The organism is Neobacillus sp. 204, assembly GCF_046562815.1.
Taxonomy (GTDB): Bacteria; Bacillota; Bacilli; order Bacillales; family Cytobacillaceae; genus Neobacillus.
Window position 1 is genome coordinate 278004 of record NZ_JBJORY010000004.1, and the last position, 20908, is coordinate 298911.

General features: G+C 38.0%; 18 protein-coding genes and 1 riboswitch. Of the genes, 11 read left to right on the top strand and 7 right to left on the bottom strand.

Annotated elements, in window-relative coordinates; all coding sequences use genetic code 11:
• The first annotated feature begins 3 nt into the window (after positions 1-3).
• Both ACJ004_RS10780 and ACJ004_RS10785 read left to right on the top strand, forming a co-directional pair.
• On the top strand, positions 4-765 hold the full coding sequence (locus tag ACJ004_RS10780) for a LamB/YcsF family protein (protein ID WP_410892928.1): 762 nt from the start codon (positions 4-6) through the stop codon (positions 763-765).
• A 3-nt stretch (positions 766-768) separates the two neighbouring features.
• Positions 769-1713 carry a 5-oxoprolinase subunit C family protein gene (locus tag ACJ004_RS10785; protein WP_410892929.1) on the top strand — a complete coding sequence of 315 codons (945 nt, stop codon included), beginning with the start codon at positions 769-771 and terminating at the stop codon, positions 1711-1713.
• Here ACJ004_RS10785 and ACJ004_RS10790 read toward each other — a convergent pair.
• From ACJ004_RS10790 to ACJ004_RS10800, 3 genes are all read right to left on the bottom strand, one after another.
• Positions 1693-1902: a hypothetical protein gene (locus ACJ004_RS10790; protein WP_410892930.1), complete on the bottom strand. Its 210-nt coding sequence runs from the start codon at positions 1900-1902 to the stop codon at positions 1693-1695. The genes ACJ004_RS10785 and ACJ004_RS10790 overlap by 21 nt on opposite strands.
• A 122-nt stretch (positions 1903-2024) precedes the next feature.
• Complete coding sequence (locus tag ACJ004_RS10795) at positions 2025-3236, bottom strand: MFS transporter (RefSeq protein ID WP_410892931.1); 1212 nt, start codon at positions 3234-3236, stop codon at positions 2025-2027.
• Between the two features lie 14 nt (positions 3237-3250).
• Positions 3251-3664, bottom strand: a complete 414-nt coding sequence (locus ACJ004_RS10800) for a MarR family winged helix-turn-helix transcriptional regulator (RefSeq protein ID WP_410892932.1) — start codon at positions 3662-3664, stop codon at positions 3251-3253.
• Between the two features lie 143 nt (positions 3665-3807).
• On the opposite strand from ACJ004_RS10800, the gene ACJ004_RS10805 reads away from it, so the two are divergent.
• Complete coding sequence (locus ACJ004_RS10805) at positions 3808-4143, top strand: ribosomal eL19 family protein (protein ID WP_410892933.1); 336 nt, start codon at positions 3808-3810, stop codon at positions 4141-4143.
• A 6-nt stretch (positions 4144-4149) separates the two neighbouring features.
• Here the strand turns inward: ACJ004_RS10805 and metH are convergent, their stop codons facing one another.
• From metH to ACJ004_RS10825, 4 genes are read right to left on the bottom strand one after another with little or no spacing between them, the layout of a single operon-like run.
• Positions 4150-7599, bottom strand: a complete 3450-nt coding sequence (gene metH, locus ACJ004_RS10810) for a methionine synthase (protein ID WP_410892934.1) — start codon at positions 7597-7599, stop codon at positions 4150-4152.
• Entirely contained in the window at positions 7577-9442 is a 1866-nt protein-coding gene (locus tag ACJ004_RS10815) for a bifunctional homocysteine S-methyltransferase/methylenetetrahydrofolate reductase (RefSeq protein ID WP_410892935.1), read from the bottom strand. Before ACJ004_RS10815 ends, metH begins: the two co-directional genes overlap by 23 nt.
• Complete coding sequence (gene metC, locus ACJ004_RS10820; protein ID WP_410892936.1) at positions 9439-10632, bottom strand: cystathionine beta-lyase; 1194 nt, start codon at positions 10630-10632, stop codon at positions 9439-9441. The genes ACJ004_RS10815 and metC overlap by 4 nt, the downstream gene beginning before the upstream one ends.
• Positions 10632-11744: a methionine biosynthesis PLP-dependent protein gene (locus ACJ004_RS10825; protein WP_410892937.1), complete on the bottom strand. Its 1113-nt coding sequence runs from the start codon at positions 11742-11744 to the stop codon at positions 10632-10634. Before ACJ004_RS10825 ends, metC begins: the two co-directional genes overlap by 1 nt.
• Before the next feature lie 91 nt (positions 11745-11835).
• A riboswitch (SAM riboswitch) is annotated at positions 11836-11951 on the bottom strand.
• Between the two features lie 252 nt (positions 11952-12203).
• Here ACJ004_RS10825 and ACJ004_RS10830 point away from each other — a divergent pair.
• From ACJ004_RS10830 to ACJ004_RS10865, 8 genes are all read left to right on the top strand, one after another.
• Complete coding sequence (locus tag ACJ004_RS10830) at positions 12204-13193, top strand: pectate lyase family protein (protein WP_410892938.1); 990 nt, start codon at positions 12204-12206, stop codon at positions 13191-13193.
• Positions 13194-13299: 106 nt separating this feature from the next.
• Positions 13300-14046, top strand: coding sequence for a YveK family protein (locus ACJ004_RS10835; RefSeq protein WP_410892940.1), 747 nt, complete (start codon positions 13300-13302; stop codon positions 14044-14046).
• Positions 14039-14683 (top strand): CpsD/CapB family tyrosine-protein kinase, encoded by a 645-nt coding sequence (locus ACJ004_RS10840; protein WP_410892941.1) that lies wholly within the window; start codon positions 14039-14041, stop codon positions 14681-14683. Before ACJ004_RS10835 ends, ACJ004_RS10840 begins: the two co-directional genes overlap by 8 nt.
• Positions 14684-14735: 52 nt before the next feature.
• Positions 14736-16193, top strand: a complete 1458-nt coding sequence (locus ACJ004_RS10845; protein WP_410892943.1) for an oligosaccharide flippase family protein — start codon at positions 14736-14738, stop codon at positions 16191-16193.
• A 181-nt stretch (positions 16194-16374) separates the two neighbouring features.
• Positions 16375-17451 carry an O-antigen ligase family protein gene (locus tag ACJ004_RS10850; protein WP_410892944.1) on the top strand — a complete coding sequence of 359 codons (1077 nt, stop codon included), beginning with the start codon at positions 16375-16377 and terminating at the stop codon, positions 17449-17451.
• 33 nt (positions 17452-17484) lie between these two features.
• Positions 17485-18537 (top strand): glycosyltransferase, encoded by a 1053-nt coding sequence (locus ACJ004_RS10855; protein WP_410892945.1) that lies wholly within the window; start codon positions 17485-17487, stop codon positions 18535-18537.
• A gap of 122 nt (positions 18538-18659) precedes the next feature.
• Positions 18660-20060, top strand: coding sequence for a sugar transferase (locus ACJ004_RS10860; protein WP_410892946.1), 1401 nt, complete (start codon positions 18660-18662; stop codon positions 20058-20060).
• Positions 20061-20123: 63 nt separating this feature from the next.
• Positions 20124-20894 carry a glycosyltransferase family 2 protein gene (locus ACJ004_RS10865; RefSeq protein WP_410892948.1) on the top strand — a complete coding sequence of 257 codons (771 nt, stop codon included), beginning with the start codon at positions 20124-20126 and terminating at the stop codon, positions 20892-20894.
• The last annotated feature ends 14 nt before the right edge of the window (positions 20895-20908 follow it).

A 20908-nucleotide genomic window follows, 5' to 3' on the forward strand; every position in this document is an offset into this window, starting at 1 on the left:
CATATGAACAACGTTGATTTAAATAGTGATCTTGGTGAAAGTTTTGGTGCTTATACGATTGGAAATGATAAAGAAGTATTAAAATACATTTCTTCTGCTAATATTGCTTGTGGTTATCATGCGGGTGACCATAATGTCATGTTTGAGACAGTCCAGCTTGCGAAAAAATATGGGGTGCAAATTGGGGCACATCCTGGATTTCATGACCTTGCTGGCTTCGGAAGACGGGAAATGATTCTCTCCCCACGTGAAGTTTACAATCTTGTGATTTATCAAATTGGTTCGTTAGCAGCGGTCTGTAAGGTTAATGGAACTGCTCTTTCACATGTGAAGCCTCACGGTGCCTTGTATAATATGGCAGCTAAGATTCCAGAGATGGCAAAGGCTATTGCCGAAGCAGTGTATGATCTCGATCCAGGATTAGTTTTATTTGGTCTAGCAGGAAGCGAATTGGTGAAGGCAGGGGAAGAAAAAGGACTAGTTATTGCACATGAAGTTTTTGCGGATCGAACCTATCAGCCTGATGGAGCCTTGACATCCCGGATGCATGAGAATGCGCTAATTCATGACACACAAGTTGCGATTAACAGAGTGATCCGAATGATAAAAGAAGGGAAAGTAGCGGCTGTTGATGGAACGGATGTACTGATTAAAGCTGATACAATTTGTATTCATGGAGATAGTCCCAAGGCATTGGAGTTCGTAATAGAATTAAAGCAGGCCCTCATTGAAGAAAATATTTCGATGAGAAAAAGTTGGGGGTAAGCAATGACCACGCCGATCTTTAGAGTCATCAAGCCTGGATTGCAAACAACTGTGCAAGATATAGGGAGATATGGATATCAGCAATTTGGAGTCAGTCCTGCAGGTGCAATGGATCCTTATGCTATGCAAGTAGCCAATTTATTAGTGGGAAATAGTCTTGGTGAAGCTGTGCTTGAAGCCTCGTTTATTGGCCCTATATTAGAGGCATTATGTGATTTGGAGATATCCATTTGCGGTGGTGATTTTTCACCAAAAGTGGATGGACAGACCGTACAGATGTGGAAAAGCTTTGTTTTAACAAAGGGGCAGGTGGTTTCAGTTGGTCAGTGCAAAAGAGGTGCTCGAACCTATATTGCTATTGCGGGCGGAATCGATGTCCCAACCGTTTTAGATAGTAAATCTACTTTTATAAATGGAAATATAGGCGGATTTAAGGGGCGTGCCTTAAAAAAAGAGGATACGTTATCAGGCTTTCCACTAATTCGTAAGCCTTTTAAATCCATCCATCCTGATTTGATTCCAGTTTATAAAAAGCAGCTTGATATTCGGGTAATGCTCGGACCGCACGACCATCTGTTTACAGAACAGAGTCTTAGACAATTTTTATCAGAGGGGTATTGCATCTCTCCTCAATCCAATCGAATGGGTTATCAGTTAAACGGGCAGAAGCTCGAGCATTGCAAAGGTCCTGACGTCATTTCCGATCCCATTCCACTTGGAGGCATCCAAGTACCTGCAAGCGGTCAGCCAATCATCTTAATGGCAGACCATCAAACAACCGGAGGTTATTCGAGAATTGGCACCGTGATTTCGGTGGATATCCCCAAATTAGCTCAAGCGGTGCCTGACACCATGATCAAGTTTTCACAGATAGCACTTAATGAAGCACAAAGGCTATATCTTGAGAGACAAGCATTAATCAAACGATTAGCGTTGGCTGCAAAATAAAAAAGAACCATCATTTCCTGCTTCGGAGTGATGGTTCTTGTGTTTGAATTGATATAAATGGTCCTTTTTCGTTTTTGTTGTCCTTGTTCTCATATCGGTAAAAACAAACGGGCTTCGCTTTTCAGCTGGATTCATTCGACCTTCACGGTTCAGCTTTTCACGTAATTTTTTGGCTTCAGATTTTGCCACAACAATCACTCCTCTAAACATAAGTAGAGTTCCATTATATAACAATAAATATAGAATCGCACATAATCGCCTTCAAAAATGGGCGCAAAATTTATCCATTTTTGAAGGGAATATAACAATTATTAAGAGTTAACGTTATTTAACTCCGTTTTGTTATGTTCTTTCCTCGATGCTTGTTTCCGGGTATGAAGGAAATAATAAAGCACAATCCCAATAAGAACATAAAAGGAACATAAGAAGTAGAGAGAGCTATAATTCATTTTTGCTGCCGCTAAGCCCACCACAAACGAGCCCAATGCAATCCCAATATCATAGATTGATAGGAAAGTAGCTGTAGCTAATCCTCTTTTTCGAGGGGCAGCTTCTTGAATAGCGATCGTTTGGAAGGTTGGGAAAAGTGTTCCCCACCCTAAACCAATCATTCCTGCTGACAGGAGAAAGCTGACCGCACTGCCGCTTTGGCTTAAGAGAAACATCCCAATCGCAAACAATACGATGGACGGAAAGACAATCACATTGGGACCATACAGGTCTAACCATTTTCCAGTAAAAGGTCTTGAAATTAATAAAACAATCGCATAGACCACAAAGAAAAGGGAGGAAACATCTCCAAGGTGTATTTCCGTTGCAAATACTGATACGAATGAAAGAAGCGCTGCATAAACGATAGCAAGAAAACAGCCGACAATTGCGATTGGAATGGCTGATGCTTCGAAAAAATTTCGAAATGAAAAGGCAGAATGTACAACAGGATGGCTGGCATGCTCTGCTTCTTTCACCTTTACGCTTAAACCTGTGAGCAGGGCTCCGATGGCAACGATAACACTGATGATAAACAATGTTTCCGGGCCCCACTGCTGGATGGCAGTTAAGCCGATAAAGGGTCCTAGTACCATCGCCATATTCGTCGACATTATAAAATAACCCATACCTTCACCACGGCGCGAAATCGGAATAAGGTCCGCCACGATTGCCCCTGCAGCGGTTGTCGCCATCCCAAAACCTACTCCATGTAACAAACGAATGGCCAAAAAACCAATGATTGTTTTTGGGAAAAAATATAACAGGGAAGCGCCTGAGAATATTATCAGTGCAGTAAGCAGCACCTTTTTATGACCTGCTTTTTCAAGCCATTGACCAGCAAGCGGGCGGGAGATAATCGCCGAAATTAAAAACACAGTTGTCATCAAACCCGCCTCGGAAGCATTGCTGTGATACTCCTGGATTGCATAAATTGGAAGTGTGACAAGTAAAACATAAAAGGTTAAAAACAGAAAGAAGTTACTTAAAGAAATGCTGATAAAACTTTTCGTCCATAATTTAGGTTTGTTCATATGATCCGCTCCTTTTATAAAAGTTGTGCTAACCATCCTTTTTGGAAATGAAAAAGCTCTTCCTGTGTTTGTTCGGGAAGATGCTTCAATAATGACTGATTTGTTTCAAGGACCGTTCTTTCCCACTCAGGGAACATGGTTAATGCCAAATCTGTTAATTGAATAAGTTTTTCGCGTTTGTCTTTTCCTGGGACCTGACGTACGTATCCTTGTTTTACAAGGCGTTGAATGGTGCGTGTCATTGGAGGAGCTTCAACAAATAAATAATCACAAAGTTCTTTTTGTGTTAAGGAGCCTTTCGTTTTTAAAACAAAAATGACGGACCATTGTGCTCCGTATAATCCTAGAGGTTTTAATGCCTCATTGAGTGTATTGGTCAGATGACGAGAGAGTTGATGAAGCGTATGGAATAATTCATGGCTATTCATTTATGTAGCACACCTCAAACTTATTTAAAATTAGTTACCTAGGTAACTATAGTGCGTTTTTTGGAAAATGTCAAGGAGGGATCTCTGAGTCAAAGGGTGGGAAGCCAGTTCGCGGAATTAATTACAGTGTTGGCGGAATTCCAGTGCAGTTAGGCGGAATCCCAGTGAAGTTAGGCGGAATCCCAGTGAAGTTAGGCGGAATCCCAGTGAAGTTAGGCGGAATCCCAGTGAAGTTAGGCGGAATCCCAGTGAAGTTTAGCGGAATCCCAGTGAAGTTAGGCGGAATTCCAGTGAAGTTAGGCGGAATCCCAGTGAAGTTAGGCGGAATTCCAGTGAAGTTAGGCGGAATTCCTGCACAGTTAGGCGGAATCCCATCCAAATTTGGCGGAATCCTTCCAACATTCGGCGGAATAACCAAAAATGGACCTCAATACAAAAAAATTCCGCGGATGGAAACAATCATCCGCGGAATCTCCTAAAAATCTTTATCTAGACACATTAAAATACCTAGCTTCCGGATGAGCAAACACGATGGCTGAAACAGAAGCTTCTGGTTCCATCATACAGCCCTCTGTTAACTGAATGCCAATCTCTTCCGGTTGAATCAACTTAAACAGTTTCTTTTGATCCTCTAATTCAGGACAAGCAGGGTAGCCAAACGAAAAACGCTGACCTTGATATTTGGCTGTAAATCGATCCTGCATGCTGAAATCAAGCGGATCTGGGAAGCCCCAACGGTCACGCATTTGCCGGTGTATTAACTCAGCAAAACCTTCCGCCGTCTCCAAAGCCAGTGCTTGGAGGGCATGGCATTCTAAAAAGCGTCCATCCTGCTTAAATTGCTCCGCTTTTTCACGAATTCCTCTACCAGCTGTAACTGTAAAGAAGCCGACATAATCTTTCTCACCACTGTCTACTGACTTAAGAAAATCAGCTAAACAAAGATGTGGTGCCGATTCCTGCCGTGGGAAGTCAAATGTTTCAATAACCTCGTCTGGATTTTCCGGATTAAATATAATCACTTTATTCCCATCCGCATTTGCTGGGAAAAATTGATAAAGAGCCGCAGGCGAAATCCAACCGTTCACACGCGAATCTGTCAGCAATTGGTCAACTACTTCCTTCACTTTAACCGCTTTTTCATCCTTTTCGGCTAATAACTTCGCGATTTTCCCTTTAACACCAAGATGGTGGCCAATCAACATTTGCATATTGATATATGGCTCGATATGAGAAAGGGAGTATGATTTAAGGATATGCCTCTTGGTATCCATTGGCGTAAAGACGGGGGCCTGGGTCGATACCGCCGGCTTCGGTTTTACAGCAACGGAAACAGTCGAGCGGCGCTCAAACTCTCTAGGAACAGCTAAAGAGGCTAATTTTTCATTTTTCTCTAGCATTAATTTCTGAACTTCCTCTTCCGAATTCAATTGATTCGCAATTGAAAGACCGGTCATTGCGTCTTTAGCATAAAGGACAAGTCCATCATATTCTTTGGCAATTTTCGTATCGGTGAACTTCCGAGAAAGGGCCGCCCCTCCAACGAGGATCGGTACGGCAATACCTGATTCCTTCATGTCCTGAGCCGTTAAAACCATTTGCTGTGCAGATTTCACCAGTAAGCCTGATAAACCGACCATATCTGGTTTTTCACGCTGAATCGCCTGAACTAGATCAGTTGGATTGACCTTAATCCCAAGGTCGATCACTTCATAGCCATTATTGCTGAGAATGATATCGACGAGGTTCTTTCCAATATCATGAACATCGCCTTTTACAGTGGCTAAAATGATTTTTCCCTTTGAAGCAGAAACATCGCCTTTTTCCATGTGTGGTTCTAAATGCGATACGGCAGCTTTCATTACTTCAGCACTCTGAAGAACCTCGGCAACGATGAGTTGGTTGTCGTTAAAGAGACGGCCAACTTCCTTCATGCCTTCCATTAATGGTCCATTAATAATATCCAATGGGGCTGAATAGGTTTCAAGGGCTAAATCTAAATCTGGAAGTAATCCTTCTTTTGTTCCCTCAACTACATAATAGGCCAGCCGCTCATCTAGACTCATATTTGGAACAGTAACTTTCGATTCTTTTTTCTTGCCGCGATAGAATTCAGTAAAGGTTGCTAACGTCTCATCTGTCGTATCAAATAAGAGGGACTCGGCTAACTGAACTTCTTCCTTAGAAATGGAAGCAAACCGCTCCAGTTTTTCCGTATTAACAATCGCATAATCAAGGCCGGCCTGGGTACAGTGATAGAGAAAGACAGAATTTAAAACCTCTCTACCAACTGGCGGCAGTCCGAAAGATACATTACTAATCCCAAGAATCGTTTGTACTTCTGGAAACTGCTCTTTGATTAATCTGATTCCTTCGACTGTCGCCTTAGCGGAACCGATATATTGTGCATCACCCGTACCAACTGGAAAAACAAGCGGATCAAAGATAAGATCTTGTGGTTTAAGATGATATTTCTTGACTAACAAATCATAAGAGCGTTTGGCGATCTTTAGTTTTTGTTCTGCTGTTACCCCCATGCCTTTCTCATCAATCGTACCAACGACGACAGCAGCACCGTAACGATGAATTAATGGGACAACCGCTTCAAGGCGTTCCTCGCCATCTTCTAGATTAATCGAATTGATAATGGCTTTTCCCTGTGAATATTTAAGGGCCCGCTCGATGACTTTCTCATCTGTGGAATCGATCACTAGGGGAGCCTTTACTTTCTTGACCACTTCTTTAATGAAGTTTTCCATGTCAACCATCTCTTCACGATCTGGATCGGCAAGACAAAGGTCAATTACATGCGCACCGCCTTTGACCTGGGCACGGGCGATCTCTGAAGCTTCCTCAAATTTCCCCTCGGTGATTAATCGTTTGAATTTGCGGGAACCAATAACATTTGTCCGTTCGCCGACCATAATCGGTCTTAACGTTGGATCGTCATAGATAAATGGTTCAATACCGGAAACCATATGGGCAGTGGATGATTTGACTTCCCTTGGTTGAAATTGTTTCATCGCTTCAGCTATGGCCTTAATGTGTTCTGGCGTCGTACCACAGCAGCCGCCAACAATATTAAGCCAGCCATGTGCGGCAAAATCAGACAGCTTTTTCGCAAGTGTTTCTGGTGTTTCATGATAGTGGCCTTCTTCATCAGGCAAACCGGCATTGGGATAACAGCTGACGGCTGTCGAAGCTAAATCGGCAAGGGAACGAACATGGTCCTGCATGAATTCAGGGCCTGTTGCACAGTTTAGGCCAACAGCAACGGGATTCATATGCTCGACAGAAATATAAAAAGATTCAATGGATTGTCCTGCAAGTGTTGTGCCCATTGGCTCAATTGTCCCCGAAATAAACAGCGGAAGTGTTTTGCCAGTTTTTTCGAACGCTTTTTCAATTCCCACATATCCCGCTTTTACATTCAGCATGTCTTGACTCGTTTCAAGCAGGAGCAAATCGACACCGCCGTCAATCAAGCCGATTGCTTGTTCTTCGTACGCGGCAGAAAGTTCATCAAAGGTTGTTCCACCGGTCACGCTAAGCGTTTTCGTCGTCGGTCCCATCGAGCCTGCCACATAACGCGGCCACTCATCGGTGGTAAATTTGTATGCCTCTTTCACAGCTAGAAAAGCAGCTATTTTATTTATTTCATAGGCTTTGTACCCTAGCTCATATTCATCAAGCACAAGGTTGGTGGCTCCAAACGTATTGGTTTCGATGATATCTGCCCCAGCTTCTAAGTATTCCCGGTGAATATTTGCAATGACCGATGGCGCGGTTAAATTCAAGTGCTCATTACAACCTTCATACTTCTCACCGCCGAAATCTTCATCTGTCAGATTTGCTTGCTGGATCATGGTTCCCATCGCCCCGTCCATGACGAGGATTCGTTTTTTGAGTTGTTCAGTAAATGGTGTTTTCGGCATAGTTGCTCCCCCTCAATTCACTACCACGCTGACGAGCATATAAAGCCAATTCAGCGGTTAATTCATAGCGTAAAAATGGTGTAATCAGATAAATACCATTAAATAAATCCAGTGCGGTATCTATTAATGATTTGGTGATTTCAATTCCTTCTCGCACTGCTTGAAGGGGATTGTCGTTCAAGCTTGCCATTCGGTTTCGGATTGAATCAGCAATTTTGATCCCCGGCACTTCGTTATGAAGGAACTCGGCATTTTTACTGCTTGTCAGCGGCATAAGGCCAATATAAATAGGTGCATCGAGATGTTTAGTATTTTCATAGACTTCGATTAATTTTTCCTCCGAAAAAACAGGCTGGGAGATAGAGTAATCTGCTCCGTATTGTATCTTTTTCTCTAATCGCTTTACCGCTTTTTCAACGGAACGAACATTTGGGTTAAAGGCTGCGGCAATGCTAAAAGCAGTTTTTTGTCCCAAATCCTTTCCGGAAAAAGATAAACCTTCATTTAATTGTTTAATCATTTGGATTAACTCAAAAGAAGATACATCGTAAACAGAAGAAGCTCCAGGGAAATCTCCTACTCTTGCAGGGTCACCAGTGATTGCTAATACATCACTCATCCCAAGCGTATGAAGGCCCATTAGATGGGACTGTAAGCCGATAATATTGCGGTCACGGCAGGCAATATGAATCAGCGGGCGCATTCCTAATTTCTCTTTCACCAAATATCCCAAAGATTCATTAGAGATACGGACTGTTGCAAGAGAATTATCCGCTAAAGTAATCGAATCAATTCCTGCTTCCTTCAGTGCTTTGGCTCCCTCGAAGAACTTAGTTGTATCTAGTTTTCTAGGAGGGTCTAATTCTACGATCACCGATGGTCTTTCTTTTACGATTTCTTGCAGGGGAGTGAACTCCCTTTCTGGAGAAAGTCGATCAACGATGATGCTCTTTGGTCTTAATTTTACTATTTTTTCAGAAATCGGGATACTATTCTTTAATTCAGCAGCAAAGGCTTTAATGTGTTCTGGTGTTGTACCGCAGCAGCCCCCGATTAACCGGACCCCTTGGCTGCGGAAAGCTCTTGCAGAATTTCGAAAATATTCGGCATCCCCCTCGTAATGAAATTTACCATCTGTATAGGCAGGGAGACTGGCGTTTGGGTAAGCAGATAAAAAAGCATGTTTAGGTAATTCGATTTGTTCCAAGGCCAATAACATATGATGAGGCCCCAGACGACAATTAAGTCCAACAACATCAGCCCCAAGAGCTTCAAGTCGTTTTAAGACGTCATTGACAGGTGTACGATCCTGTAAAAATCCAGGCTCCTGATGGGAGACCTGTGCGATAATTGGCAGTTTTGTTTCCTTTCTAGCAATAGTTAGAATGGTCTCAAGCTCTTCTAAATCATAGAAAGTTTCGAGTAATAGCCCATCTACTCCTTCCAGAAGGAGACAATACAATTGTTCACGAAAACTGCGTTTTAATTCTTCGATAGAAAGGGAATCGGGTTTAATTCCTCGATTGCCGCCAATCGTTCCAAGCACGTACGTATTGGTTTCAGCAGCAGCTTGTTTAGCTAATTGGACGGCAGCACTGTTAATTTCCTTTACATAATCCTCTAAACCATACCTCTGCAGCTTTAGGTAGTTCGCCGCATAGGTATTGGTTTGAATAACATCAGCCCCGGCATTAATATAGGCTTGATGGATGGATTGGATGTGGTTTGGCTGGGAAAGATTCAATTCCTCCAAACAGCTATCCTTACCGTAGGAATACAAGAGAGTACCCATGGCCCCATCAGCGATTAAGATTTGATTTTTTAATTTTTCTAAAAAGCTCATGATGATTCTCCTTGTTGTAATACCAAATGATTCTTACGAACATATTCTAGTGCCTGCGAAAAATCCTTAATCAGATCGTCGGGATTTTCAAGCCCAACTGATAAGCGAACAAGGCTATTGGTAATCCCGCGCTTTTCTCTCTCTTCTTGAGGCATAGCTGCATGGGACATTTTTGCCGGATAGGAAAGAATCGATTCTACCGCTCCAAGGCTGACCGCAAAAACAGGTATTTCCACGTTTGCTAGAAAAGTTCGAAGCGCATCTTCGTTCGCCAATTCAAAGGATAAAACAGCTCCAGGACCTGCTGCTTGATTCTTCTGAATATGGAATTGCGGGTGACTTTCAAGCCCCGGATAATGGACCTTTTCAACAAGCGGATGTGCCTCTAAAAAATCTGCTAGTTTAATAGCCGAATTTTGAGATTGTTCCAATCGAACATGTAGTGTCTTGATTCCTCTTAAGACGAGCCAAGCATCTTGAACACCCAAAATGGCCCCAAAGCCATTTTGCAAAAATCCTAATCTTTTCGCCAGGTCTTCGTCATTAACGACTGCAAGTCCAGCAACCACATCACTGTGACCTGATAAAAATTTCGTCGCACTATGCAAGACAACATCTGCTCCTAACTCCAACGGCTTTTGGTGAGAAGGGGTGAGGAACGTGTTATCAACAAATGTTAACGCACCCGTCTCCTTAGCAAGATTGCTTATCGCCTGAATGTCCGTTACTTTCATCAAAGGATTCGATGGAGTTTCTACATAAAACGCTTTTGTATTCGATTGAATAGCTTGTTTTACTTCATCTAAATTCGTCATATCAACAAAAGTATGCTCAATTCCAAGCCTAGTAAGAACCTGAGTGACCATCCGAAATGTGCCGCCATAGACATCTTCAGTTATAACAATATGGTCTCCAGAGGAAAGCAGAAGGAAGGCCGTCGAGATGGCAGCCATACCGGATGAGAAGGCAAATCCCTTAATACCGCCCTCAAGCTCAGCAATGACATCTTCAAGTGCTTCCCTGGTAGGATTTAAACTACGGCCATAATCATACTTGCCAAACTGATCGAAGTCCGATTGGTGGAAGGTTGATGCATGCTGGATCGGTACACTAACAGCTCCTGTTGTGGGATCTATTTTATGCTTATTATGAAGGAGTCTGGTTTCAAAGGTATATTCAGCGTGTGACATTATGCAATCACTCCTTCCTGAACTTTAGCGAACGCGTTTTGTAAATCTTCAATAATATCTTGTGAATCTTCAATTCCAACAGAGAAGCGTAATAAACGATTGCAAACGCCGGCTTGAATGCGAATCTCTTCTGGGATATCCATATGTGTTTGAGTTGCTGGGTAAGTAATGAAGCTTTCCGTTCCACCTAAGCTTTCCGCAAAACTGATTAAATTTAAATTCTGTAAAAATGGATTTACCCAAGCTTCTTCTTTTATTCTAAAAGAAACCATCCCGCCACGTCCCGGGTATAGGACATCTGTTACGGCATCATGCTGAGCAAGGAATTCGACAATCGCCTTTGCATTTTTTTCATGGCGTTCCATCCGTAGTGACAATGTTTTCATTCCGCGCATTAATAGCCACGAATCGAATGGACTTAGTACAGCGCCTGCCCCATTGTGATAAAGAGCGAGGGATTCACATAATTTTTCGCCTTTAGCAACAATGAGTCCAGCCAGAACGTCATTATGGCCTCCTAAATATTTCGTAGCACTGTGGATGACGATATCCGCTCCAAGTACAATTGGCTGCTGCAAAAGTGGAGTATAGAAGGTATTATCAACAATCAGCAATATTCCGTGACGCTTCGCAATTTCTGAAACCGCGGCAATATCTGATTGCTGCATGAGGGGATTGGTGGGAGTCTCAAGAAAGATTGCTTTGGTTTGAGGAGTAATCTTACTTTCAATCTCATCCGGACAACACGTGTTGACATATTGACACTTTAGGCCCCATTTTTTATAGCCTTGCTCTAATAAGCGATACGTACCTCCATAAAGATCCTCACTTACTAACCATTCATCACCAGATTGAAATAATGAAAGGATTGTAAAAATGGCTGCCATCCCTGAACTGCACGCAAATCCTCTGTCGCCACACTCCAAATCAGCGATGGTTTGTTCAAGGATCTGACGTGTGGGATTTCCTGTTCGGGTATAGTCAAATCCCGTTGATTGTCCAATTCCTCCATGTCGATAAGCTGTTGAAAAGTAAATAGGCGGATTAACGGTTCCTGTTGTTGTCTCGCTGCGGTTTCCAATTTGGGCAAGTTTCGTATCAATTTTGTACATGTCGACCACTCCTTGTTTAGTAAATTAATAAATAAAAAAAGCCTTTTTCTATAAGAAGAAGGCTTTTGTAAGTACGACCAAAAAGTCATTCTTCTTATCTTGCAAATTAACTGATAATTTGCAGGACTTAGCACCTTTTCAATGGACATGCCACTGATGGTTGCTGAGGTGTCGCAGGGCCATTCCCTCAACCTCTCTTGATAAGAAAATTAATATTTAGATTATTTATAAAATTTACTACAAATTGGGGGGAGTGTCAATTTATTTTATAAATAAATCAGTTTATGTCTATTTTTGTTCTTAATAAATAACTTACAAAAGTATTAGGCTGAAGTTTTTAATAGCAAAAGTGGATAATTGAAACTTTTTGAAATAGATTTGAGTAATTTTACTAGGATTGGCAAATATACTTCAATTATCACTATAAAACGCCAAATACGATGTTGTTAGGAGAAAATTATGAGTAGAAGAAGTAAAATAATATATTTTTCAGCCATTTTTTTTATTGGAGCCCTTCTTTTTTTGTTTAAGGCAGTAGAAAACATAACCATGAATAATAAAGACTACTCATATGTGAATGTGGATGAATTTGGTGCTAATGGTGAAGATTCGAAAGACGATTTCCAATCCATACAGGAAGCAATAAATCATAGCTATGATTCGAAAATTGGAAAGGTAAAGTTTAGTGGAAATAAGTCTTATATCCTAAAGAAAGGAATAGTTATAAAAGAGGGGGTTGAATTAGAATTTGGTCAAAATACAAGGCTAAGAATAGAAGGGAGTTTCCGAGCAATTGAAGTGAAAAAAAATGCATCGATCTCAAATGGAATTATTGAAATTATGGATCCTGACTTTGAATCAGATGTAATTTATTTAGACGGCATTCAAAAAATTTGGTCATGGGATAGAACCCGAATTAAAAATGTTACAATCTTAAACACTAGCGGTTCACATAAGGGTACAGGTCTTCATCTTTATGCTGGCGGCCCAGGTCATTTCATTAGTTTTGTAAATTTTACTGATTTGAGAATTGCAGGATTTCATACCGGTGTCAAATTGGAAGCTGATAAGCCAAAGGAAAGTCATAAATATAGCTTTATTAATGGCAATCGATTTATAAATTTAACATTGGATGATTGTATAAGCTGTATTGATATTAATAGCTCGATGAGTGTTCCAAATGAAAGTTCTGGTAATGATTTCAGTGGTCTTCAAATTCAAGTATCTAAATATACTAAGAAGGTAATAACAGTAAGCGGCTCTGATAATAAATTTGATGGTTTAATATGGGACGTTCATATATTAAAGGGCAATAAACCAATAATAGAATTTTCAAAAGAGTCTACAAGAAATAGATTATATTCGAATATAGGGTCAAACTTTATTAAAGATCAAGGCGTACATAATTATTATTCTTCACCGGAAGAAGACGCAATGAATTCTAAATAAAATACAATGACTACTATTTTCTGAGTGTTTGATATAAAGAAATTACTTAACAAAAGAACTAAGTTCAAATAGCATAAACTGAAAAATTAAGACTTTGGAGGTCATCATGGACGAAAGAATAGATCTAAAAAAGTTTCTTCGTATTATTAGAAAGAGAATAGTAACCATTATTCTTACGGTATTATGTGTATCTCTTTTGACTGTTGGTTTATCCCTTTTTTTATTAAAGCCAACTTATGAAGCTACTGAAAATATTCTAATTGGCAAGCTTACAAAGGATGAGGGTAATTATAGTGATACCCAAGAACTTAGTATGCTGCTTGCATCGACTATTGATTTCATAAAAAGTCCAATCGTACTAAATTCTGTTCAAAAAGAGCTTAATATCAATGATGACGAATTAGAGGAAAAGATTGTTGTACAAAACAACAGAAATTCACAAATTGTCAATGTGGTGGTAAGAGATCATGATTTGGAAAATACCAAGAAGCTTGCCCATACTATTGCTAAAACAACTGTTAATAAAATGTATGAGATGTTTAATGTTAGAGATATAAAGCTATTAAGTAATACAGATGGGGATCCTTCGATTAAGATTGTTGGGAGTTTGTCTCTAAACGTCGCAATTGGTGTAGTGGTAGGAATTTTTCTAGGAGTAGGCCTTGCAATGTTTCGAGAGTATTGGGACGATTCGATTAAAGATGTTAAAGAGATTGAAGCGATTGTGGGTTTACCAGTTTTAGGCGAGATTAATATAAAAACTAAAAAAAGAAAATCTATGAATAGAAGCAAAAGGAATAAGCGTCAGGAAGCCATCTTAAATGAAATTAAGGAGGGACAGATCAGTGTATAGGAAAAGGGATGAAACCAAAAAATTAATGCAAAGGCTTCAGCTTAATGAAGAATTAATCAGTACAGAACAAATCCGAATGATTCGTACGAATATAGATCAATTATCTGTTAGTGAATCGGTATTATTAATGATAACGTCCCCCCGTAATGAGGAGGAAAAATCGATCATCTCTTCTAAATTAGCAATTGCTTTTGTTGAGCAAAGGAAAAAGGTACTACTAGTAGATGCCAATATACGGAAACCTTCTTTAAACAATTTGTTTCAGATAAAAAATGAGAATGGATTAACAAATGTGATTTTAGATGAAGAAAACCTCGCCCTTCATATTAAAGAGACCTTTGTTCCAGGGCTATTCGTTTTGCCTACTGGTCAGATTCCTTTAAATCCAACGGAAATATGGATAACAAGTAAAATTAAAGAGTTCGTAGCAAGATGTCAGGCGGAATTTGATGTGGTAATTCTTGAGGCACCTCCTTTTTTAACAGCATCAGATTCTCATATTCTAGCAAATCAATGTGATGGTGTTATTTTAGTGGTGAAAGAAAATAAAACGAAGAAAGAAGATGTACTTCAAACAAAAGATTACTTAGATAGAAAAAACAATAGAATCGTAGGGGTCATTTATCAAACAGGATAATAGTAGGCAGTTAATCTTGGTGATCAGGCTTCATAATAAGGTGGCTATTTCGATGAGGGAATCAAAGAAAAATTCAATCGCTAAGAATATCTTACATCTATTTTATAGTACAGCATTATCTAGTGTCTTAAATGCTACGGCATTAATCGTTTTAGCCTATTATTTAAAGTCGTACGATTATGGAATGTTTAGTGTAGTGTTAGCATTTGCAATGATTATGGGATATTTTACAGATGCTGGACTAAGTACCATTGTCTTAAGGGAGGGTTCTAAGAAGAAGGTGGATATATCCATCCTAATCTCCTCTTATGTGAAAATGAGAATGGTTTTACTTTTTGCTACATTTATCTTTGGATTTATCGTTATTCATATTTCAAACTCTGGAAATAAAGAGTTAATACAAACCGCTTATTACTTAGTTATTCCGATGGTTTTAGGAATTGCGCTACAAAGTATCGGTACAACATTTTTTCAAATGATTGAGAAAATGCAATATTATGGAATGATTCGGATTCTTTCTTCTGTATGTTTAGTTCTCACCCTATCTGTTGGGATTTACTTTAGCCTAAGTCCATTGATTATTACCACTTTATATGGACTATCTTATTTTGCCGGAGGTGTGTTTGGGGTCTATCTAGTAAGTCGAAACGTTAAAATTCGATTGAAAAGTAAATTTCATAAAGGACTTTTACAAAATTTAGGATCATTCACTTTAGGTGGATTGCTTTTTGTGATGCTTCCTCATTTAGGTCCCCTTGTGTTGGAAAAGACTGTAACCCTAGAAGAAGTTGGATTATTTGCAGTAGCTTATCGAATTCCTCAAGCATTACAGCAAATCCCATTTATTATTGCTGGAGCTTATTACCCTGTACTATTTAGGTCTTTTAATAATAATCTATTAGACGATCATTTAAGATACAACATATCTCTTATCAAAATCATGGCATTGGTAGGAATGGCGATGACAATTCCTTTTTTCTATATGTCCAATGTTGTAATACATTTGCTGTTTGGTGATAAGTGGATTTCTGCATCTTTTCCACTGAAAATTTTATCTTTAATGCTAACTTTACAGGCAATTAATATTGCATTAGCAGACGGTTTAACAACAAGAGGATTACAATCACTTCGAACTACTATTCAATCCATTGCAGTAATTTCGGGTGGCATTCTATATTTGTATTTAAGTAAGTCGTTTGGTGTAACTGGAGCAGCTTTTACAGGTGTTATGATTGAAGGAATTGCCCTAGTAGGATTTTGGATTTGCATTCCAAATCGTTGGGTTATTGCAAAAAAAGCAATATGTCCATATTTATCCTTTTTTATCATTGGTTTAGGTAGTATTGAATTTTTTCTTAATTCCCATCCACTTTTAGCTGTTGTATTTAACTTCCTTCTACTAGTATTAGTACTTTTTATAGATAAAGAATTTAAGAATATAATTTATGATTATCTAAAAATAAGGATAATTAGATATAAATGGAAGGCCAAGAAATCCCAGGGGGTTTAAGATGGGCAATAATATTGTTCCAAAATCTAATAAATACAACTTCACGATCTTCTTTCTCTTTTTACTGGTAACTCTTGCAAATTACTACATTTATGTTGGGTTTGCAATAAAACCTTATTTGATCTTTTCTATTTTGTATTTATTCATTCATATCGGCTCCTTCTCCTTCTATAGGCTTCATATGTTTGAAGTAGCGATGTTGTTATTTTATTTGATGTATAGCTTTACTGGAGCCTTTTCATTATATCCAGCCTCAAGTATTAGAATTTTCATAGGAATAGTCCTATATATATCTTGTTATTTTATTATTAAGTCCATTATTGCAAGTTCAAAAGATTTGGTGGTTGAAAGGGCCATTTCAGATGTAGGAATCCTCTTTAATTTAGCTAGTCTGGTCCTCTATTTTATAGGATTAAAAAGTGTGGGATTTGTTTTTGAGGGCGACAGAATATATGAATTCGGTGTTATGTTAGATCGAGATTACCCCAGATTAATCGGGTTGATACAGGATCCTAATTTTTTTGTTTTTTATAATACTTTGTTTTTTTGCTATTACTTATGCAATTCTAATACTTTAAAAAACAAACTAGGATTAACACTTTGCTTGATTACGAATTTATTGACTTTTTCAAGAGGCGGACTTTTAATAATGGCCTTTATCTTTTTTATATATATTTTGAAAGATAATCCATTAAAACGTATAAAATTGCTGGTCGGTATCACAGCTGCTTTATCTGTCAGTCTGTACATTGCAATTGTTCATTTGAAATTCGATATATATGGGATCTTAGCATCTAGAATAGAAGACCTGTCCTCGGATGGTGGAAGTGGGAGATTAGAATTATGGGGAAGAGCCTGGGATTTTTTTGCTTCACATAAAATTGTTGGGATTGGAGCATTTAACTTTCCTGCTTACAATTCATTTCAATTTGGAGATACACTACAAGTTCATAATACATTTTTAGAGATATTATCAGAATCTGGTTTATTAGGTATTTCTTGCTTTTTCCTATTTATCATTTTAGTGTTTGTACAATTAATACAAAGTAGGACACTTAAAAATAAACCATATCTATTCTTTACCTTTATCGGGGTAATACTTCAAATGGGTTTCCTTTCGGTGATTATTAACGATATGTTCTTTTTGTATTTAGCGATATTATCTACCTATTTGCATAATGAAAAGCAGGAATTACGAAATAAAGCGAAGATGATAAATATTCTTTCGGTCTTAACTTCACTTAAACAAAGAATATAGTTGAACTAAGTTTCAAAGGAAGTGATGGAAAGCATGAACATTTTAGTCATAACAGATAAGCTAATTTTTGGTGGAGCAGAAATGTATTTTTGTAAATTAGAGAATCAATTACATGACCCTAACATAAATTTTCACTATGCTGCCGGCTCTGGAGAGCTGTATGAGAAAATCAAACATAAAAACAGCTTTAGCGAGATAAGTAGAACTAAGCATCTACAGAATATAAAAAAGCTGAAAAAAATATTGATAACTAAAGAAATAGACCTAATTCACGCGAATAGTTTGAGGATGGTCTTGTATTTTATATTTATTAAAAAATTAACTAAAAAAAATTTCAAAATTGTTTACACTAAACATAATGTAACGGTTCTAGAGGAGAAAAATCGATTTTTGTTCTCACATTTATTAAATAAATATGTTGACAGGATTATCACAGTTAGTGATTTTGAAAAATTTAATCTTGTAAATGCCGGAATAAAGCCTAACAAAATTACAACAGTTTACAATGGTGTTGATTTACAACAGTTTGTTTTCCATAGAAAAGAAAAAGGGGGAACTTTTAATGTTGGTATATTAGCAAGATTATCAGAAGAAAAAAATCATGAGTTATTTATTAATATTGCACACCAGCTTAGAGACGTTCCGAATCTCATGTTTTATATTGCAGGTGATGGTCCAGAATACCAAAAACTAAAAAACATCATCCGTTCTCTAAATCTATCTCATAGGATAAAGATGGTGGGGATCGTTCATAAACCTGAGGAATTTATTAAAAGTATGAATCTCTTACTTTTAACGTCCTATCGCGAAGTATTTCCAATGGTTATTTTAGAAGCTATGGCAGTTGGTACTCCGATTATATCTATTGATCGGGGAGGGATTAAGGAAGCTATTATTGAAAATAAGACTGGTTTTCTAATATATAATCATTCAGTAGATGACTTCTGTAAGAAAATTTTATTTATAGAATCTGAAGAACAGGTCTGGAACCAATGTATTGAAAATGCCCGTAAAAAAGTAGAAGAGGAATTTTCACTAGATCAAATGGTTAGCAATACTTTACAGGAGTACTGGAAATGTAACTAATCTCCCTAAGTATTATTTCGTAGTGCTTCTTAATTTACGTGTTCTCAATTGGGCACAAATTCGACCTTAATAAAAAATATTATCTATAATTTTCTATAAACCTTCTATAAAGGAGTATTGAAATGAATGAAAACTATAGAGGTCGTTATGTAAATATGTTCCTTGCACTTTTAGACATCACATTAGTGTATGTAGGATATGCTGCTACGATTTGGTTCTATCATGTATTTTCTATCCCAATTAAAGGACCCATATTAGATGAAGTGTGGCTGATAGTACTTTCAGCTCCTGCCTTTCTCTGTTTTTATCTTATTGATTTATATAAAGATTGGCGTCGTAAAAGTATACACAATCTAATTTATTCAGTTGTTTTATCTATGATTGTATTTTCTAGTTTCATTTCAATTGTTTCAATATGGACGCCTCTCCTATCCTTTAGGAAAAGCTTTATTATTGAATCATTTCTAATTCAAACTATTCTATTGATAGGTGTACGAGTAGGTATATGGTATGTCGGTAAGAAATTATCCGGAAATAAGAGAGTAATCATTATCTGTGAAGACGAAAAAATGGGACTGACTTTAGCTGACAAATTCCTAAACCATGAGAAAGGCTGGTTCGAAATATCCGGATTTTTAACATTATCAAATTTGGTATATCTACAAGAATATGTAAATAAATATGATATTTTTCTACTAAGTCCCACTATTAGCGGACAGAAAAAAGATGACATTGTAAGCATCTGTATCAAATATGGAAAAGAGGTATTTGTGGTTCCGCAATTATCGGAATTGTTTGTACAATCTTCTGAGGCTCAGCAGATTGATGATATGCTAGTACTTTCCATAAAACCTCCTAAATTTAGCCGGTGGCATCAAATAATAAAACGCATGTTTGATGTAATAGTCTCTTTAATTCTAATAATTATTTCCAGCCCATTTTGCCTGATTTTATTTTTATTAATCCCACTCACTTCCAAGGGACCAGCTCTTTATAAACAGGAGCGTATAGGTTTACATGGAAAGACATATTGGATTTATAAATTTAGAAGTATGATCCAAGATGCAGAAAAAAGAACAGGTCCAGTATTGGCAATAAATGGTGATACAAGAATTACATTAATTGGCAAGATCATTAGGGCTACTCGTCTCGACGAACTCCCGCAGTTATTTAATGTAATAAAAGGTGAGATGAGTTTAGTTGGACCAAGACCAGAAAGAGAATATTTCATAAATCAATTTAAAGAAAAACTCCCTGACTATACTTTTAGATTAACAGTTAAACCAGGAATTACAGGATTAGCACAAGTACTTGCTAACTATTCCACTACTGTTGAAGATAAACTACGCTTTGACTTATTGTATGTTCGCAGCTATTCATTCTCGTTGGATTTGAAAATCTTATTTCAAACGCTTAGAGTTGTTATTCAACGTGATCAAGCTCAAGGGGTAAAGGAAAAAAGTAAAACTCGCGAGCAGAAGTTAATAAACAAGTTGGAACAAAACAAAGTAATTAACCATTGAAATTCCCGTTTTAGTAAGGGGTTATTTGTGGCATTGAACATTTAATAGAAGGGGGAGTCAAGAATGGATTATTTAGCTGAAGTGGCTGTTTCTATAATTACTCCAACTTATAACGCCTCGAAATTTATTACTGAAACTATACAATCAGTTAAAACACAAACTTTTCAAAACTGGGAAATGATTATCGTGGATGATTGTTCTTTTGATGACACGGTAGGAATAGTTAAACGAGAAATGGAACTCGATCCGAGAATCAAATTAATTGAACTGCAAAAAAATGGCGGACCTGCCTATGCTCGAAATATAGGCATTACTACAGCAAAGGGAACCTATCTTGCTTTTCTAGATAGTGATGATCTTTGGGTTCCTCAAAAATTAGAGCGGCAGCTATTGTTTATGGAAAAAAATAATCTTGCTTTTACTTATACTGATTATAGGATTATGACTGAAGATGGTGAAAGAACGGACGTTGTATTTCGAGTACCAGCTAGGATTGAATATAAAAGCCTATTAAAAAATACAATGATCGGTACACTAACTGTCATGCTGGATAAAAGGAAAGTAGGGAGGGTACAGATGCCATTACATCGGGATTGCTCCGAGGATTATGGACTATGGCTTTCAATCCTATCGAGAGGAATCCATGCACATGGATTGAATGAGGTGTTATCAATATATAGAAAGTGTGAACATTCCCTCTCTAGTAACAAACTAGTATCTGCTCGGAAAACGTGGAACACATATAGGAAGGTTGAAAAAATCAATATCCCCTCAGCATTATGGTACTTTGCTAATTATTCACTCCATGCTTTAAAGAAACATTCAAAGGCATAAAAACTGTAGATAGG

Excerpts from the sequence above, each read along its gene's own strand:
- ACJ004_RS10780 (WP_410892928.1), top strand. The coding sequence starts at position 4 with ATGAACAACGTTGATTTAAATAGTGATCTTGGTGAAAGTTTTGGTGCT.
- ACJ004_RS10785 (WP_410892929.1), top strand. The coding sequence starts at position 769 with ATGACCACGCCGATCTTTAGAGTCATCAAGCCTGGATTGCAAACAACT.
- ACJ004_RS10795 (WP_410892931.1), bottom strand. The coding sequence starts at position 3,236 with ATGAACAAACCTAAATTATGGACGAAAAGTTTTATCAGCATTTCTTTA.
- ACJ004_RS10800 (WP_410892932.1), bottom strand. The coding sequence starts at position 3,664 with ATGAATAGCCATGAATTATTCCATACGCTTCATCAACTCTCTCGTCAT.
- metH (WP_410892934.1), bottom strand. The coding sequence starts at position 7,599 with ATGCCGAAAACACCATTTACTGAACAACTCAAAAAACGAATCCTCGTC.
- ACJ004_RS10815 (WP_410892935.1), bottom strand. The coding sequence starts at position 9,442 with ATGAGCTTTTTAGAAAAATTAAAAAATCAAATCTTAATCGCTGATGGG.
- metC (WP_410892936.1), bottom strand. The coding sequence starts at position 10,632 with ATGTCACACGCTGAATATACCTTTGAAACCAGACTCCTTCATAATAAG.
- ACJ004_RS10825 (WP_410892937.1), bottom strand. The coding sequence starts at position 11,744 with ATGTACAAAATTGATACGAAACTTGCCCAAATTGGAAACCGCAGCGAG.
- ACJ004_RS10830 (WP_410892938.1), top strand. The coding sequence starts at position 12,204 with ATGAGTAGAAGAAGTAAAATAATATATTTTTCAGCCATTTTTTTTATT.
- ACJ004_RS10835 (WP_410892940.1), top strand. The coding sequence starts at position 13,300 with ATGGACGAAAGAATAGATCTAAAAAAGTTTCTTCGTATTATTAGAAAG.
- ACJ004_RS10845 (WP_410892943.1), top strand. The coding sequence starts at position 14,736 with ATGAGGGAATCAAAGAAAAATTCAATCGCTAAGAATATCTTACATCTA.
- ACJ004_RS10850 (WP_410892944.1), top strand. The coding sequence starts at position 16,375 with ATGTTTGAAGTAGCGATGTTGTTATTTTATTTGATGTATAGCTTTACT.
- ACJ004_RS10855 (WP_410892945.1), top strand. The coding sequence starts at position 17,485 with ATGAACATTTTAGTCATAACAGATAAGCTAATTTTTGGTGGAGCAGAA.
- ACJ004_RS10860 (WP_410892946.1), top strand. The coding sequence starts at position 18,660 with ATGAATGAAAACTATAGAGGTCGTTATGTAAATATGTTCCTTGCACTT.
- ACJ004_RS10865 (WP_410892948.1), top strand. The coding sequence starts at position 20,124 with ATGGATTATTTAGCTGAAGTGGCTGTTTCTATAATTACTCCAACTTAT.